Source organism: Streptomyces sp. NPDC006997 (genome assembly GCF_040635175.1).
Lineage (GTDB): Bacteria > Actinomycetota > Actinomycetes > Streptomycetales > Streptomycetaceae > Streptomyces.
This window is the reverse complement of sequence record NZ_JBEYHH010000005.1, coordinates 25,382-41,127: the sequence shown is the minus strand read 5'-3', so window position 1 is coordinate 41,127 and position 15,746 is coordinate 25,382. Positions and strand designations below refer to the sequence as shown.

General features: G+C 73.3%; 14 protein-coding genes, 2 pseudogenes and 1 riboswitch. Of the genes and pseudogenes, 12 read left to right on the top strand and 4 right to left on the bottom strand.

The features are described 5' to 3' along the window. The first annotated feature begins 63 nt into the window (after nt 1-63). On the top strand, nt 64-693 hold the full coding sequence (locus ABZ659_RS06340; RefSeq protein WP_360214063.1) for an XRE family transcriptional regulator: 630 nt from the start codon (nt 64-66) through the stop codon (nt 691-693). Then, nucleotides 686-811: a DUF6126 family protein gene (locus ABZ659_RS06335; RefSeq protein ID WP_360214061.1), complete on the top strand. Its 126-nt coding sequence runs from the start codon at nt 686-688 to the stop codon at nt 809-811. Before ABZ659_RS06340 ends, ABZ659_RS06335 begins: the two co-directional genes overlap by 8 nt. A 29-nt stretch (nt 812-840) precedes the next feature. Here the strand turns inward: ABZ659_RS06335 and ABZ659_RS06330 are convergent, their stop codons facing one another. After that, nucleotides 841-1,638, bottom strand: a complete 798-nt coding sequence (locus ABZ659_RS06330; RefSeq protein ID WP_360214059.1) for a tyrosine-protein phosphatase — start codon at nt 1,636-1,638, stop codon at nt 841-843. A gap of 201 nt (nt 1,639-1,839) precedes the next feature. Between ABZ659_RS06330 and ABZ659_RS06325 the strand changes: the two genes are divergently transcribed. From ABZ659_RS06325 to ABZ659_RS06315, 3 genes are all read left to right on the top strand, one after another. Beyond that, nucleotides 1,840-3,930, top strand: a complete 2,091-nt coding sequence (locus tag ABZ659_RS06325; protein ID WP_360214462.1) for an alpha-galactosidase — start codon at nt 1,840-1,842, stop codon at nt 3,928-3,930. Between the two features lie 328 nt (nt 3,931-4,258). Beyond that, nucleotides 4,259-4,415, top strand: a riboswitch (cyclic di-AMP (ydaO/yuaA leader). 4 nt (nt 4,416-4,419) lie between these two features. After that, complete coding sequence (locus tag ABZ659_RS06320) at nt 4,420-5,373, top strand: LysM peptidoglycan-binding domain-containing M23 family metallopeptidase (RefSeq protein WP_360214057.1); 954 nt, start codon at nt 4,420-4,422, stop codon at nt 5,371-5,373. 195 nt (nt 5,374-5,568) lie between these two features. Further along, entirely contained in the window at nt 5,569-6,354 is a 786-nt protein-coding gene (locus ABZ659_RS06315; RefSeq protein ID WP_360214460.1) for an SGNH/GDSL hydrolase family protein, read from the top strand. Nucleotides 6,355-6,365: 11 nt separating this feature from the next. On the opposite strand, the gene ABZ659_RS06310 is transcribed toward ABZ659_RS06315, so the two are convergent. Continuing rightward, the gene (locus tag ABZ659_RS06310; RefSeq protein ID WP_360214055.1) at nt 6,366-6,971 is read right to left on the bottom strand and encodes a TetR family transcriptional regulator C-terminal domain-containing protein; all 606 of its coding nucleotides are present in this window, start codon (nt 6,969-6,971) and stop codon (nt 6,366-6,368) included. 115 nt (nt 6,972-7,086) lie between these two features. On the opposite strand from ABZ659_RS06310, the gene ABZ659_RS06305 reads away from it, so the two are divergent. Continuing rightward, nucleotides 7,087-8,313, top strand: a complete 1,227-nt coding sequence (locus ABZ659_RS06305) for an MBL fold metallo-hydrolase (protein ID WP_360214053.1) — start codon at nt 7,087-7,089, stop codon at nt 8,311-8,313. A 6-nt stretch (nt 8,314-8,319) separates the two neighbouring features. Here ABZ659_RS06305 and ABZ659_RS06300 read toward each other — a convergent pair whose 3' ends face one another. Continuing rightward, nucleotides 8,320-9,834, bottom strand: coding sequence for a SpoIIE family protein phosphatase (locus ABZ659_RS06300; RefSeq protein ID WP_360214458.1), 1,515 nt, complete (start codon nt 9,832-9,834; stop codon nt 8,320-8,322). A 398-nt stretch (nt 9,835-10,232) separates the two neighbouring features. Here ABZ659_RS06300 and ABZ659_RS06295 point away from each other — a divergent pair, with 398 nt between their 5' ends. Beyond that, the gene (locus ABZ659_RS06295; RefSeq protein ID WP_360214051.1) at nt 10,233-10,700 is read left to right on the top strand and encodes a cyclic nucleotide-binding domain-containing protein; all 468 of its coding nucleotides are present in this window, start codon (nt 10,233-10,235) and stop codon (nt 10,698-10,700) included. Between the two features lie 183 nt (nt 10,701-10,883). Continuing rightward, the gene (locus ABZ659_RS06290) at nt 10,884-11,486 is read left to right on the top strand and encodes a hypothetical protein (RefSeq protein WP_360214049.1); all 603 of its coding nucleotides are present in this window, start codon (nt 10,884-10,886) and stop codon (nt 11,484-11,486) included. A gap of 200 nt (nt 11,487-11,686) precedes the next feature. On the opposite strand, the gene ABZ659_RS06285 is transcribed toward ABZ659_RS06290, so the two are convergent. After that, nucleotides 11,687-12,340 carry a CBS domain-containing protein gene (locus ABZ659_RS06285; RefSeq protein ID WP_360214047.1) on the bottom strand — a complete coding sequence of 218 codons (654 nt, stop codon included), beginning with the start codon at nt 12,338-12,340 and terminating at the stop codon, nt 11,687-11,689. A 403-nt stretch (nt 12,341-12,743) separates the two neighbouring features. Between ABZ659_RS06285 and ABZ659_RS06280 the strand changes: the two are divergent. The 4 genes and pseudogenes from ABZ659_RS06280 to ABZ659_RS06265 form a co-directional block, all read left to right on the top strand. Then, a pseudogene (locus ABZ659_RS06280) lies at nt 12,744-13,015 on the top strand (arginine deiminase family protein); the annotation flags it as partial. Nucleotides 13,016-13,069: 54 nt separating this feature from the next. Beyond that, nucleotides 13,070-13,993, top strand: a complete 924-nt coding sequence (locus ABZ659_RS06275) for a carbamate kinase (protein WP_360214045.1) — start codon at nt 13,070-13,072, stop codon at nt 13,991-13,993. Between the two features lie 311 nt (nt 13,994-14,304). Then, nucleotides 14,305-14,736: pseudogene (locus tag ABZ659_RS06270) on the top strand (pyridoxamine 5'-phosphate oxidase family protein); the annotation flags it as partial. Nucleotides 14,737-14,895: 159 nt separating this feature from the next. Next, nucleotides 14,896-15,525 carry a DoxX family membrane protein gene (locus ABZ659_RS06265; RefSeq protein ID WP_360214043.1) on the top strand — a complete coding sequence of 210 codons (630 nt, stop codon included), beginning with the start codon at nt 14,896-14,898 and terminating at the stop codon, nt 15,523-15,525. Nucleotides 15,526-15,746 lie beyond the last annotated feature (221 nt).

Below are 15,746 nucleotides of genomic sequence, written 5' to 3'. Positions count from 1 at the left end.
CGGACTTTTTGCCTCTGAGGCAACAGAATTGCCTCAGAGGCAACCCTGCGGCTCAATGGGGTCATGCCCGCACCGGAAGACGCGGCGGCCTCCGGCGGACCCGAGGCCCTGCCGCCCACCGTCGCACCCCAGCTGCGCGCGCTGCGCCGCCGGGCCGCCCTCACCCTGGAGGCCGCGGCCCGCTCGGCGGGGCTGTCGCCCGCCCACCTCTCCCGGCTGGAGACCGGGCAGCGCCAGCCCTCGCTGCCGATGCTGCTCGCACTGGCCCGGATCTACGGTACGACCGTCTCCGAGCTGCTCGGCGAGACCGTCGCCGACCGGGACGCCGTCCTGCGCGGCGCGGAGACCGAGCCGACCCGCGCGGGCGGCTGGACCTACTGGCAGGCGGGCGCCGCCGGGCGCGGGATGCAGGCGCTGCGCGTCCATGTGCCGTACGGCTCGCAGGGCGACGTGGTGCGGGTGCACCCCGGCGAGGAGTGGCTGTACGTGCTCCGCGGCGAGCTGCGCCTGCGGCTCGGCGACACCGCGCACCGCCTCGGACCGGGGGACAGCGCCCACTTCGACTCCCTCACCCCGCACCGGCTCGCGGCCGGGACCGGTGCGGGGGTGGACCTCCTGTTCGTGCACACTCTTCTGCAGAGCCCGACGGCCACGCTGTGCCTCGGCCCCACCCCTGGAGACACCCATGAGTGACAGAGACATGGAGCAGAAGCTGCCCCGCGGCATCTGGTTCCGCCTGTTCGTCTACGTGGTGGCGGGCCACCTCTTCGCGGCGTTCCTGTACCTGCTCTTCGAGGTGGGGGCCAAGTAGCGCTCCGGCCGGTCAGTCGCTCCGGCCGGTCAGTCGAGGAGGCGTTCGCGCAGCTGGTCGCGGACCTCGGGGGTGACGTCCAGACCGCGCACGAGGTAGGTGTCGACGCCGCCCCAGGTCTCCTCGATGGTGTCGAAGGCGGCCGACAGGTACTCCGCGCGGGCGTCGAAGAGGGGGCTGAGCAGCTCCATCACCTCGGGGGAGTAGGCCGAGGACGCGCTGCCGCTGCGGTGCACCTTGTAGCGGCGGTGGGTGGCGTTGGACTCCAGGTAGTCCGCGAGGATGGCGTCCCGCTCCACGCCCAGGGCCAGCAGCGTCACCGCGATCGACAGGCCCGCGCGGTCCTTGCCCGCGGCGCAGTGCATCAGCGCGGGCACGCTGTCCTCGGCCAGGGAGCGCAGCACCCGGGAGTGCTCGGCGGTGCGGTCCCTGATGATCATGCGGTAGGACGCGATCATCCGGTCCGCCGCCCTGCCGTCGTCGAGGACCGAGCGCAGCTGCTCCAGGTCGCCGTCGCGGACCATCTTCCAGAACTCGGCGCCGTCCGCCGGGTCCGACAGCGGCAGGTTCACGTTGCGCACGCCGGGCAGCTCGACGTCCGGCCCCTCCAGCTTCTGGTCGGCGGCGTTGCGGAAGTCGAAGACCGTGTGCAGGCCCAGGGAGGTGAGGAACGCGGCGTCCTCGTCGGTGGCGTGCGCCAGGTGGCCGCTGCGGAACAGCACACCGTGCCGCACCCGGCGGCCGTCGACGGTCGGCAGTCCGCCCACGTCACGGAAGTTGCGTACGCCAGCCAGTTCGGGCTCGGTCGACGGGACCTGCTGCGTCACGGGGGCTCCCTCCCATCGGCCCCGGCGGCGCCGATCGCCGACGGGTACGCCCTTGACCATACGACATGGATTCCTGGGGCAATGAGTTGTCCACAAGGGAGGGCCCCCGGTCGTCCACAGGCGTTGCCCTCCCGCCCGGAAACGGTTGATGATGTTGGGTGTTGAGCGGAGCTGTCGGGATCTGCGGGGTGGGTGGGACCAGTGCCGGTGGAGATCGCCGAGAACGGCCGTACGTGGCTGCTGTCCGGGCCGACGAGCAGCTACGCCGTCCACCTCACCGACGCCGACGAGCTGCTGCACCTGCACTGGGGCCCGCGCATCGCCCTCGCGGACGCCGAGGCGCTCGCCGCCCGCCCGCTGCCGGACCACTGGCCCTTCGAGTCCCGGCTCGACGGCCGCGAGGAGTACCCCGTCGAGGGCGGCCCCCGCTTCACCCGCCCCGCCCTGTCCGCGCGCACCGACGACGGGCGGCGCGGCACCGAGTGGGCCTTCGAACGCCACGAGGCCGACCCCGACGGCGTACGGCTGCGGTTCCGGGACGCGGACCCGGACGCGGGTCTGGTCGTCACCCTGCACTACCGGATCCGGCACGACGTGGTCGAACGCCGGGCCACCGTCGAGAACGCGGGCGCCCGGGCGGTGGAGCTGCTGCGCGCCGACTCCGCCGTCTTCACGCTCCCGGAGCGCGACGGCTGGCGGCTGAGCCAGCTGCACGGCCGCTGGGCCGCCGAGTCCCGGCTGACCGCCGCCCCGCTCACCTACGGCGAGAAGGTCATCGGCAGCCGCCGCGGGCACACCGGCCACCAGCACCTGCCCTGGGTCGCCCTGGACACCGACGCCACCGAGGAGTGCGGCGAGGTCTACGGCTGCGCCCTCGGCTGGTCGGGCTCCTGGCGGATCACCGTCGCCCAGCTGCCCGACGCGCGTGTGCAGATCACCGGCGGCGCCGGGCACGACGACGCGGGGCTGCTGCGGCTGGCCGCCGGGGAGTCCTACACCACCCCCGTCCTCGCCGGGCTGTGGAGCGACGGCGGCTTCGGCGGGGCCAGCCGGGCCTGGCACCGCTACCAGCGGGCGTACGTCATCCCCGACGCGGACCGGGACCGGCCGGTGCTGTTCAACTCCTGGGAGGCGACCGGCTTCGGCATCTCCGAGGACCAGCAGCGGGCCCTGGCCCGGCGGGCCGCGGAGATCGGCGTCGAGCTGTTCGTCGTCGACGACGGCTGGTTCGGCTCCCGCACCGGCGACCACGCCGGGCTCGGCGACTGGACGCCCCACCCCGACCGCTTCCCGAAGGGCCTGGCGCCGCTCGCCGAGGACGTGCGGGCGCTGGGAATGCGGTTCGGCATCTGGGTCGAACCCGAGATGGTCAACCCGGACAGCGACCTGTACCGGGCGCACCCCGACTGGGTGCAGTACCAAAAGGGACGTAAGCGGACAGAGTTTCGCAATCAACTCGTCCTCAACCTCGCCCGCGAGGACGTCCAGGAGTACCTGTGGGAGCGTCTCGACGCCCTGCTGTCCAGCGCGCCCATCGACTACGTGAAGTGGGACTTCAACCGCTGCTTCACCGACGCCGGATGGCCCGGTGAGCCCTACCCGTCGCGGCTCTGGGTGGACCACGTACGGGCCGTGTACGCGCTGCTCGACCGGCTGCGGGCGGCCCACCCCGGCGTCGCCTTCGAGTCCTGCTCGGGCGGCGGCGGCCGGATCGACCTGGGCGTCCTGAGCCGTACGGACCAGGTGTGGACCTCCGACAACACCGACCCCCTGGACCGGCTCGCCATCCAGCACGGCTTCAGCCAGCTCCACCCCGCGCGCGTGATGGCCGCCTGGGTGACCGACAGCCCCAACGACCAGCTCAACGGGCGGGTCAGCTCGCTGTGCTTCCGGTTCGTGAGCGCGATGGCCGGGGTGCTGGGGATCGGCGGCGACCTGACCCGCTGGAGCGCGGCGGAGCTGGCCGAGGCCCGCGACTGGGTGGCGCTCTACCGGGAGATCCGGCCGCTGGTGCAGCGCGGGGACCTCTACCGGCTGCGCCCGCCCCGGGGCGGACTGAGCGCGGTGCAGTACGTGCGGGGCGCGGAGTCGGTCGTCCTCGCCTGCCTCCAGGCGCAGCACCACGGTGAGCCGGTCCCCGCGCTCCGGCTCCGCGGACTGGACCCGGCAAGCTCGTACGAATGCCGGGAAACGGGAGAAATCCACCGCGGTGCCGTGCTGCTGCACCACGGGATACGGCTGGGGCTGCGCGGTGACCTCGACGCGGCGGTTCTCCGACTGCGCCGCGTCTGAGCCGTCGGCGCTTTCTGTGTCGCCTGTCCGAATTAGCCGCTTCCGTTCCAACTAGCTCCGGAATGCGGTGACCTGGAATTCCGGCACGTGAGCAGCGTCATAGCCGTGACCGTGAGTCGCCCGTCATGCTCACGTAATCAAGGGCTCTTTCAAGGGCTTTTGGGGAAAGCGTCGCCCCGCGGAACAACTCAGTGTGACCGGTAATGACCACAAGGGATCAAGAAAAAGACGTTCGGGCGGAAACTCTCGCTTGTCCCCTCGCGTCCTGCTCGCTTACGTTCCACACCGATCCCGGACGGAACGCCGAATCCTGCCGCCGTCCGGACTCCGCGCAAACTGACCCGTGCCCGGCAGGAGCGGGGGACCCACAGGTAGACCGCCTGTTCCGGTTCCCGGAACGGCTTGGGGTTAAGCCGCACCTCGGTGCGGCCGGACATCTCCAGTCCGCACCCGACAGCTCACCTCGCAGGCGCAGGAGAGGAACGCATCATGCCCGCGAAGGGTAAGCACCGCCGTCCCAAGTCCCTGCGTATCGCCCGGTCCATCGCCGTGGCCGGTACCGGAGGCGCCGCGCTCGCCCTGCCCCTGATGGGGGCCGCCAGCGCCAACGCCGCCACCCCGCAGTCCGTTTCGGAAAAGGCCGTCCACTCCGCCCCCGTGGTGCAGAAGTCGGCCGCCGAGAAGAAGTCCACCGCGAAGAAGTCGGGTGTGCGGACGTATTCCGTCCGTGCCGGTGACTATCTCTCGAAGATCGCTGACGAGCAGAACGTCAGCGGCGGCTGGAAGAAGCTCTACGCGGACAACCGCGCGGCCGTCGGTGCCGACCCCTCGCTGATCCACCCCGGGCTGAAGCTCAGCATCGGCCAGAAGGCCGCGGCGCAGGGCGAGACCAAGAAGCGGTCCGCCCCGAAGGCCACCCAGCAGGCCAAGCCGGAGCAGCAGGCCAAGCCGGAGCAGCAGGCGAAGCCGGAGCAGCCGACGCAGTCCGCCGAGTCCTCCGCCGGCGCCTCCACGGCCGCCCAGTCCGCCGCCACCGGCTACAGCGCGCCGGTCGACGGCGCCGCCGTCGGCACCGGCTACAAGGTGGCGGGCAGCATGTGGTCCAGCGGCTACCACACCGGCGTCGACTTCGCCGCCGCCACCGGCACCACGCTGAAGTCCGTCGGACCCGGCACCGTCGTCTCCGCGGGCTGGGCCGGTGCGTACGGCAACCAGGTCGTCATCAAGCTGGCCGACGGCTACTACGCCCAGTACGCCCACCTGTCCTCGCTCTCCGTCTCCAGCGGCCAGACCGTGACCGGCGGTCAGCAGATCGGCCTGTCCGGCTCGACCGGCAACTCGACCGGCCCGCACCTGCACTTCGAGATCCGCACCACCCCCAACTACGGCTCCGACATCGACCCGGTGGCCTACCTCCGCTCGCACGGCGTCTCCATCGGCTGACGCCCGCGCCGCGACCGCGCCGACGGCCGGACCCACCTGACCGGGTCCGGCCGTCGGCGTATTCCGGAATTGACCAAGGTTTTGGCAGTGGCTTATCTCACCGCCCGTCAACCCCTTCCTACGGTCGCGTAGGTCACAATCGACGGGGAAAGATGGGCCGATGTGGCAGACGATTCGAAGAATGACAGCAGATCAGTGATCGGGTCGTACGTGGCGGTGGGGGACAGCTTCACCGAAGGCGTCGGCGACCCCGGCCCCGACGGGGCGTTCGTCGGCTGGGCCGACCGGTTCGCGGTCCTGCTCGCCGACCGGCGTCCCGAGGGCGACTTCCGGTACACCAACCTCGCCGTGCGCGGGAGACTCCTCGACCAGGTCGTGGCCGACCAGGTCCCGCGCGCCGTCGGACTCGCCCCGGACCTCGTGTCCTTCTGCGCGGGCGGCAACGACATCCTGCGGCCCGGCACCGACCCCGACGAGGTCGCCGAGCGCTTCGAGAGGGCGGTCGCCCGGCTGACCGCCGTCGCGGGCACGGTGATGGTGACCACCGGCTTCGACACCCGGGGCGTGCCCGTCCTCAAGCACCTGCGCGGCAAGATCGCCACCTACAACGGACATGTGCGCGCCATCGCCGACCGGTACGGCTGCCCGGTCCTCGACCTGTGGTCCCTGAGGTCCGTCCAGGACCGCCGGGCCTGGGACGGCGACCGGCTGCACCTGTCCCCGGAGGGGCACACGCGCGTGGCGCTCCGCGCCGGGCAGGTCCTCGGCCTGCCGGTCCCGGCCGACCCGGACCAGCCCTGGCCGCCGCTGCCGCCGCGCGGCACCCTGGAGATCCGGCGCGACGACGTGCACTGGGCGCGTGAGTACCTGGTGCCCTGGATCGGCCGCCGACTGCGCGGCGAGTCCTCCGGCGACCACGTCACCGCCAAGGGCACGCTCTCCCCGGAGGACATCAGGACCCGGATCGCGTCCGTGGCCTGACCCGGGGCGCCTCAGCCCTCCCCGGCCGCCAGCCCCAGCTCCCGCGCGAGCGCCTCGTCCACCCACTCCCGGGCCCGCGCGTGGGAGACCGCGCCCGGGTACGACGTCAGCTGGACGGCGAGACCGTCGAGCAGGGCGGTCAGGCGCAGCGCGGTGGCGGCCGGGTCCGGGCACCGGAACTCGCCCGCGGCCACGCCCTCGGCGATCACCTCGGCGAGGGCGGCCTTCCACCGCCGGTCCAGCTCCCGGATCACGTCCTGGAGCGCCGGTTCTCGCGGCGCCGCCGCCCAGCCCTCGATCCACAGCCGCCAACCCTTGGCGGTGCCGGTGGGGGCGTACCAGCGCACCGCCGAGCGCAGTCGGCGCAGCGCCGTCGTACGGCGGCCGAGGAGGGTGCGCAGCTGCGCGAGGTCGCCCTCGGCCGCGTGCGCGAAGGCGGCGGCGACCAGCTTCTCCTTGGACGTGAAGTGGTACAGCACCAGCGCGTTGCTCACCCCGAGCGCCGAGGCCACGTCGGAGATCCGCACGGCCGCGACCCCGCGCGCCTCGATCTGTTCCACGGCGACCGTCAGCAACGCGGCCCGCCGCTCCGCCACACTCCACCGCGCCCTCGCCACGCGGCTCACCCTAGAACGCGCGGGCCGGCGGTCGAACGCGTTCCCGGGGAAGCCGACGCGCCACTGTGGCGGCCGACCATAATGTAAGGACTCACCGACTCCACCTGGAGGTACCGTGACCGGTTTCCGTTCCCTGCGCTCCGGGCTTCGCTCGCTGCGGCCCGCGGCCTTCGGCGCGGACCCCAGTGGTGAGCGCATGGCCCGCATCCGCAGATCGCCGCACTTCGAGGACGGCGTCTTCCAGAACCCCGGCCCGCCCACCCGGACGCGGCCGTCGGGCTCCGCCGTGGAGTTCGCCAAGATCTTCTTCGACAAGGACGAACGCGCCCGCCGCTCCCCCCGGGGCGGCGTCCCCGTGCACGCCACCACGTTCGCCGACATCGCCCGGCCGCCCGCCAGCGGTCTGCGGCTGACCTGGATGGGGCACTCCAGCGTGCTCGCCGAGATCGACGGACGGCGGGTCCTCTTCGACCCGGTGTGGGGCCAGCGCTGCTCCCCGTTCCCCTTCGCCGGACCCAGGCGACTGCACCCCGCGCCGCTGCCGCTGGCCGCGCTCGGCCCGGTCGACGTCGTCGTCATCTCGCACGACCACTACGACCACCTCGACCTGCCCACGATCAGGGCGCTCGCCGGTACCGACACCGTGTTCGCCGTGCCCCTCGGCGTCGGTGCCCACCTGGAGCACTGGGGGGTCTCCGCGGACCGGGTGCGCGAGCTGGACTGGCACGAGGAGACGAAGGTCGGCCCCCTCACCCTGACCGCCACCCCGGCCCGCCACTTCTGCGGCCGGGGCCTGCGCAACACCCAGCACACCCTGTGGGCGTCCTGGGTCGTCGCGGGGGAGCGGCACCGGATCTACCACAGCGGCGACACCGGCTACTTCGACGGCTTCCAGGACATAGGCGCGGCCCACGGCCCGTTCGACGCCACGATGATCCAGATCGGCGCGTACAGCGACTACTGGCCCCGGGACCGGGCGGCCGACGAGGGACCCGAGCCCGGCTCCTGGCCCGACATCCACATGAACCCCGCGCAGGGCGTCCAGAGCCACCTCGACCTGCAACAGGGCCAGCCGGGGGGTGTCCTGCTGCCCATCCACTGGGGCACCTTCAACCTCTCCCTGCACCCCTGGGCCGAGCCCGGCGAGTGGACGCTCGCCGCCGCCGAGGCGGTCGGCCAGGCCGTCGCCGTACCCGTCCCGGGCCAGCCCTTCGAACCCGGCGGCGACCTCCCCGTGCGCCCCTGGTGGCGGGACGTGTCCCCGCGGCTCACCCGCGAGTGGCCGGTCCCGGAGACCGCGCTGCGGACGGCCCGCGGCCTGGACCTGGTGGGCGAGGACTGACCGGGCTCACAGCCTGAGGGTGAACCACGTCGTCTTCCCCTCGTCGGTCGGCCGGACGCCCCAGCTGTCGGCGAGGCTGCGCACCAGCAGCAGGCCCCGCCCCGACTCCGCCTCGCGCTCCGCGAGCCGTGGCTGCGGCAGGTGCGGGCTGCGGTCGGCCACCTCCACGGTGAGTTCGGTCAGGGACCGGCACACCCGGAGCCCGATGGCGCCCTCGGCGTGCTGTACGGCGTTGGTGAGGATCTCCGAGAGCAGCAGCAGCGCGTCGTCCGACTTCGCCGGACAGCTCCAGGAGACCAGCGTCTTGTGGAGGAAGGCGCGCCCCTCGGGCACCGAGGACGGCACCGCGGGCAGGTCCAGGACCGCCGAGTCGACCGGCGCCGCCGGGAGCTGGGCGAGCAGCAGGGTCACGTCGTCGTTGTGGCTCTCGGCGTCCGGCACCATACGGGCCAGCACGTGGTCCGCGACCGCCTCCAGGCGCGGCGTGGGGCGCTCGGCGCAGAACGCGTCGAGGACGTCGGTGAGTTCACCGATCCGTCCCTCGATGTCACTGCCGGGCGTCTCGATCAGACCGTCGGTGTAGAGCACCAGCGTCGCCCCCGGCGGGACCTCCGCGCGGGTCTGCTCGTAGAGGACGCCCCCCACGCCCAGCGGCGCGTTCACCGGCGCGGTGAGCTGGTACACCCGGCCGCCGGGACCGGCCACGAGGGTCGGCAGATGACCGGCCGAGCAGACCGTCACCGTGTTGGTGTCCGGGGCGATGACCAGGTAGCAGCAGGTGACGAGCTGGTCGGGCACGTCCAGGTCGGCGACGCAGGTGTCCAGCGCCTGCAGGAGCTGCTTGGGCTGCATCCCGGTCTTGGCCAGCGCGTGCGCCGCCGACCGCAACTGGCCCATCACCGCGGCGGCCTCCAGACCGCGGCCCATCACGTCCCCCATCAGGACGCCGACCCGGCCCGCGCCCAGGGGTATCAGGTCGAACCAGTCGCCGCCCACGCCCGCGCCCTGGGTGGCAGGCCGGTAGCGGCTGGCCGTCGCGAGGCCGGGGATGGCGGGTGGCGTGCCCATCAGGCTCCGCTGCAGGGTCAGCGCGATGTGCCGCTGCTGCTCGTACAGTTCGGTCAGTTCGGCCTCGGCGCGCTTGCGGTCGCTGACGTCGCGGACGGCGGCCGACACCAGCAGCCCGTCCGCCGTCTCCAGCGGGCTGAGGCTGATCTCCACCGGGAACTCGGTGCCGTCCTTGCGCACCCCGTGCAGTTCCAGACCGGCGCCCATCGGCCGCACCTGCCGGTTGGCGGTGTAGTCGTCGCGGTGGTGGGTGTGGTGGTCGCGGAACCGCCGCGGCACCAGCACCTCGACCGGACGGCCCAGCAACTCCTCGCGGCGGAAGCCGAACAGGACCTCGGTCTGCGCGTTGACGAGCCTGATGGTCCCGGTGTCGTCCACGATGACCATCGCGTCCGGCGCCGCCTCCAGCAGTCCCCGGAACCGCTCCTCGGCGACCGAGGTACCGCCGCCCAGCCCTGTCCCACCGCAGCGGCAGCCCGCCCGGACCGCGGTGGTGTCCGGATCGCTCGGCCTTTGGTCCACAGCGCTCACGTCCGATTCCCCCCTTCCCTGCCCTTCGCGGTCATCACAGCGCACCCGGGACGCAACCGTGCGTACATGTCGGCTTCTGTTCTCGCTCTGCTCGAACCGCGTCGCAATCGGTCCTACCCTGACCGTCCGTCCGCGCCGGGGTGGACAGGAGTCGGCCAGTCATCAGGCGCCCCCGGAGCCGCCGACAGTGCCCGACCGGGACCCCCGGTCGGGGCCACTCGGCCCAAGCCGTGCGCCGCCGGGCCGCCGAGTCTGGAAACAGGGGCCCGGCGGTCGTGTCCCTCCGGCGGAACCGTCGGCTCGTGTGAGGAGGCGCCACCATGACGACCACCACGTTCACACCCCGACTCACCCGGACGCTGCCCACCGAGTACCGCGGCAGGCTCATGACCGCCGCCCGCGAGGTGGACATCCCCTCCGGTACCCGGCTCTTCGACGAGGGGTCCCGCGCCGACAACTTCTGGATCATCAGGTCCGGGACCATCGCCCTGGACATACGGGTGCCCGGGCGCCGCCCGGTCGTCGTCGAGTCCGTCGGCTACGGCGAACTCGTCGGCTGGTCCTGGCTGTTCCCGCCCTACCTGTGGCAGCTCGGCGCCCAGGCCGTGGGCCCGGTGCGCGCCTACGAGTTCGACGCCGGGGCGGCCCGGCGGATGTGCGCCGCCGACCCCGCCATGGGAGAGGCGGTCGCGCTCTGGATCGGCCGGGTGCTCGCCCACCGCCTGTACGCCACCCGCACCCGGCTGCTCGACCTGTACGCCCCCTACGGCAGCGGCGTCCCCGGCTGAACCGTTCCGCCGCCCCCGTTGACCCCCGTACGAGCCCGTGTCCTGGAGGAATCATGTACGGCTCCTCGCGCCCCGCGCACCCACCGGCATCCGGCCTCCGCCGGGCCGGCGACGGCCGTCAGCCGCCCCTGCGGCTGCCCGCCGCGCCGACCCGGACGGTCTGACGGGGAAGGGGGGACGGTCATGGAAGAGCGACGCCCGACGCGGGTCAGGAGACGGTGGCTGTGGCGGTGGCGGCGCAATCCGCTGCGGCGCCGCAGCGACCGGGCCGAGGCGTGGTTCGTGCTCACCGTCTGGGCGTGCGCCCTGCTGGGCGGCGTGCTCAGCGGCTGGGCGGCGCAGACGGCCACGTCGGACAGCCTCGCCGCGAGCCGCTCGGCGGCCCTGCGCGTGCAGGCCGTCGTCACGGAGATCCCACTCGCCGACCCCGAGAACGGGACCGTCGTGGAGTCGTACGGCAAGGGGGCGTGGGCCAAGGTGCGCTGGACCGACGGCGACGGCACCACGCGGAACGGGGCGGCCTGGATCGACGCGGGCGTCGCCGTGGGCACGTCCGTGCCCGTGTGGACCGACGACCGGGGCAAGCTGATCCCCGAGCCCGTGGACGGCGCCCAGGCGGAGCGGCAGGCCGTGCTGCTCGGCGTGCTGTCCGGGATGGCCGTCGCCGCGCTGGTGCTGGCCGGGGGCCGCCTGGCCCTGCGGGGGCTGGAGCGGCGGAGCGTGGGGCAGTGGGAGACGGAGTGGGCGCTGGTGGAGCCGCAGTGGCGGAAGCGGATGCTCGGCTGAAGCAGGGGAAGCAGGGGCGGAAGCGGATGCTCGGCTGGAGCAGGGGTAGCAGGGCGGAAGCGGATGCTCGGCTGGAGCAGGGGTAGCAGGGCGGAAGCGGATGCTCGGCTGGAGCAGGGGTAGCAGGGCGGAAGCGGATGCCCGGCCCAACCGGGCAGGGGAGGGGGCCCGCACGTCGACGTGCGGGCCCTTCCCCCTGTCTACTCCCGCGTGGGGCCGGTGAGGTGGCACTCCACGTCCACCACGCCCTCGACGGCGCGGATCAGCCGGGCGGCCACCGGGACCAGGGAGGTGTCCCGGACGGTGCCGGTGAGGGTGACACGGCCGTCCACGACCCGCACCGACAGCGGCTCCGGGGACGTGCGGAACACCGACGAGACGATCTCGCGGCGCACCTCGTCGGCGATCTCGTCGTCCGGCCGCAGGAAGACCTTGAGCAGGTCCGCCCGGCTGACCAGGCCCTCCAGCAGGCCCGTCTCGCCGACCACGGGCAGCCTCTTCACCTTGCGCTGGGCCATGATGCGGGCCGCCTCGGCGAGCGGGGCGCCGGCGTGCACCGTGACGGCCGGGCTGGTCATCAGCTCCCCGGCGGTCAGCGCGCCCGCCTTGGCCAGGTCGCCCAGCCGCTGCAACTGCGTGAACCGGTCCGGGTCGCTGTCCCGGAACTCCTCCTTGGGCAGCAGATCGGCCTCGGAGACGACGCCGACGACCCGGCCCTCGCCCGCCAGCACGGGCAGCGCGCTGACCTTCCACTGCTCCATGAGCCTGACGATGTCCTTGAACGAAGCGTCGCGGCCGACGGCGACGACGGTCTGCGTCATCACATCGCTCACGACGTAGGGGCTTGGATGCACGGTGTCCTCCTCGACGCCATGGGACTCCTCATCCCAGCGTCCGTCCGGCCGGTGCCGCCGGCCACGGGCCGACCGGCTCCGCCAGCAGGGACCTCCGGGTCCGGACGGGGACCTGTAGGCCTGTCCCCGTGACCGCCCGGGCGCAGCAGGATCGGGACCGGAACCGGTCCTCGCGGCGGCCGTTCCGCACTCCGGCCCCTCGGCGCAAGGAGCAGAGCCATGTCCACCGGAACGGGCGGCGCCAGGACGTCGCCCAGAGCGGCGCTGGGCCTGCCCGCCGCCTCCGCCCTGGTGACCGGCGGCATCACGGGAGTCCGGCGCGCCGTTCACCGACGCGGCGAACAACATCATCGGTGGGAGCCGGGCGGGCGACGCGGTCGCCGTCGCCGCGGTCGTCTCCGCGCCCGGGGCCCGGGAGCGGCTGCTGGACCGCATCGTCACCCCGGCCGTGGTCGGACCGGCGCTGACCGACCCCGTACGGGAGTTCACCGCCGGGCTGCTCAAGAGCGACCTGCCGCTCGCCGCGCCGCACAGCCCGGTGTGGAGCGCCCTCGGCGGCGGGGAGTTCGCGTTCGCCCCGCTGCCCACCACCTCCTCCCGCGCGACGACTCATGCTGGACCTATGACCCGGTCGCGGCCGACCCGATGGCCAAGCCCGCCCGGCGCCGGGTGAGCCAACCCTGCGAATGGCTCGCTCATCCCGAACAACAAGGCAGGGAGGACTGAACCGTGCGCATCGTCATCGCCCTCGGCGGCAACGCCCTCCTGCACCGCGGCGAACGCCCCGACGCCGACGTCCAGCAGGCCAACATCGACCGGGTCGCCACCGCCGTGGCCGCCCTCGCCCAGGAACACGAGATCGTCGTCACCCACGGCAACGGCCCCCAGATCGGCCTGCTCGCCGTGGAGAGCGCCACCGATCCCTCCCTCACCGCGCCCTACCCGCTCGACCTGCTGGGCGCCCAGACCCAGGGCATGATCGGCTCGCTGCTGGTCCGCACCCTCTACGACACCCTCCCCGGCCAGCGCGTGGCGGCCCTGGTCACCCACACCGTCGTGCGCGCCGACGACCCCGCCTTCCGCCACCCGACCAAGTTCGTCGGGCAGGTCCTCCCGCGCTCCGAGGCCCGCGCCCTCGCCCACCGGTACGGCTGGCACATCGCCCAGGACAGCACCGGCTGGCGGCGCGTCGTCGCCTCCCCGACGCCCGAGGGGATCGTGGAGACGGACACCATCCACGAACTGCTCAAGGCCGGCACGCTGGTCGTCTGCGCGGGCGGCGGGGGCGTCCCGGTCACCGCCGACCGCGACAGCGGCGCCCTGCACGGGGTCGAGGCGGTCGTCGACAAGGACCTGACCGCCGCGCTGCTCGCCGAGGAGCTCAAGGCGGACTTCCTGCTCATCCTCACGAACGTCCCGAACGTCTACGCCGACTACGGCACCCCCCGGCAGCGGGCCGTCCTCGACGCCACCCCCGCCGAACTGCGGCGCGGCGGCTTCCCGGCCGGTTCGATGGGGCCGAAGACCGAGGCCGCCGCCCGTTTCGTGGAACGCACCGGGGGACTGGCGGCGATCGGCGCCCTGGACGCCGCCCAGGAGATCGTGCACGGCCGCTCCGGCACCCTCGTCCGGCCGGAGCTGACGGTGCCGTGAGACGCCGACGGCAGGCCGGGGCGGCGGGGCGCGCCCCCGCCGGTGCGCCCCGCCGGGCCCGAAGACCCCGGCCGGGTCGGCGCGGTCCGCGGTGTCGGAGCCGCCGGGGACCGAGGTAGGGCCGGTCGGCCCTGTCGGGCGGGTCGACCGGGGCCCCCGCGGCGGGCTCCGGGCGGGTCGACCGAGGTCCGGGGCAGGGCCGGTCTCCGGTCCCTACGGGACAGAAGGGCCCTCACGCCCCGGCCGCCACCGGCTGACGATGGAAGGACCATCAGCTGGCAGTGTGCCCTCAGGCGAAAGATGGAATAGCCATGTACCGGAATGACGGTTTCCGCGAGCTGGGACGCCGGGAATGCCTGCGCCTGCTGGGCCGAGCCGACATCGGCAGGATCGTCCACACCCGCCACGCCCTCCCGGCGGTCCTGCCCGTCAACTTCAGCCTCGACGACGACGGCGCCGTGCTCGTGCGCACCGCCGCGGGCTCGGAGCTGGTCCGCGCCGTCGACGGCGCGGTGGTCGCCTTCGAGGCCGACGAGGTCGACCGCGTCGCCGAGGCGGGCTGGAGCGTCGTCGTCACCGGGACGGCCACCGTCGTCACCGACCCCGACGAACTGCGGCGCCTGGCGCGCGGCGGCCCGCGGTCCTGGGCGCCGTCCCCGCGCGAGGTCCTGCTGCGCGTCGAACCGGAGCTGGTCACCGGCCGCGAGCTGGTCGGCGGGCGCACCATGTACGGCCTCGACCTGCCGCTCCGGGCGCCTGCCGAGGCACGCCGAACGACCCCTGGAAATAGGGCTGTTCAGCCCTCTCGACGCGGACCTTCGGCATCCGGCGCCCAAGGGGACGAGCCAGCAGAGTAAAGGTGTCAGGCACCAACCGGACCGCTCCCCGAAGGGAACACCGTCATGGCCGTGCACAACCACCCGCAGCAGGGCACCGGCTTCCACCTGCCGTCACTGCGCCGCAACCGGACCACCGCCGCACCGCAGACCGACGCCGCCGCGCTCGGCGAGGCACACACCGCGCGGGCCTACGTGTTCGGATCGGTCCGCCTCCTCATGGGCTTCGTCTTCCTGTGGGCCTTCCTCGACAAGACGTTCGGCTTCGGCTACGCGACCCCGTCGGGCAAGGGCTGGATCGACGGCGGCTCGCCCACCCTGGGCTTCCTCAGCTCGGTCAAGGTCGGCCCGATGGAGTCGACGTTCCACTCCTGGGCCGGTGACACCTGGGTCAACTGGCTGTTCATGCTCGGCCTCCTCGGCGTCGGCCTGGCCCTCGTGAGCGGCGTCGCCCTCCGGCTCGCGGCAGTCGCCGGCACCGCGATGATGGCGTTCATGTGGATCGCCGAGTGGCCGCCCGCCAAGCACCTCTCGGACGGCTCGGCGAGCATGTCGACGAACCCCTTCGCCGACTACCACGTCGTGTACGCCGCCATCCTGATCGGCCTGGCCGTCGTCTCGGCCGGGAACGCCCTCGGATTCGGCCGCCTCTGGGCGAAGCTCCCCTTCGTCCGCGACAACGGCTGGCTCCGCTGAACCCCTGCGACGCGGTGGACCCACCGACGGGTCCACCGCGTCGGGCCGTACCGGAGCGCCGTACACGACGGACGAACCGGACGGCCGAGGGGCCGGGTCACCCGGCCCGCCCGTCCTACTCGGCCCTCGTGGGTCACCGACCCGACCGGGGCCGTCGGCGTACCCGGGACCCCCTCCCGGCGACCCGGCCCCGTCCAGGCGCCCCCGACCCGGGCCGAACG

Bases quoted from the DNA above. Each gene is read 5' to 3' on its own strand.
- ABZ659_RS06265 (WP_360214043.1), top strand. From the start codon at position 14,896: ATGGCCGTGCACAACCACCCGCAGCAGGGCACCGGCTTCCACCTGCCG.
- ABZ659_RS06295 (WP_360214051.1), top strand. From the start codon at position 10,233: ATGACGACCACCACGTTCACACCCCGACTCACCCGGACGCTGCCCACC.
- ABZ659_RS06290 (WP_360214049.1), top strand. From the start codon at position 10,884: ATGGAAGAGCGACGCCCGACGCGGGTCAGGAGACGGTGGCTGTGGCGG.
- ABZ659_RS06320 (WP_360214057.1), top strand. From the start codon at position 4,420: ATGCCCGCGAAGGGTAAGCACCGCCGTCCCAAGTCCCTGCGTATCGCC.
- ABZ659_RS06335 (WP_360214061.1), top strand. From the start codon at position 686: ATGAGTGACAGAGACATGGAGCAGAAGCTGCCCCGCGGCATCTGGTTC.
- ABZ659_RS06340 (WP_360214063.1), top strand. From the start codon at position 64: ATGCCCGCACCGGAAGACGCGGCGGCCTCCGGCGGACCCGAGGCCCTG.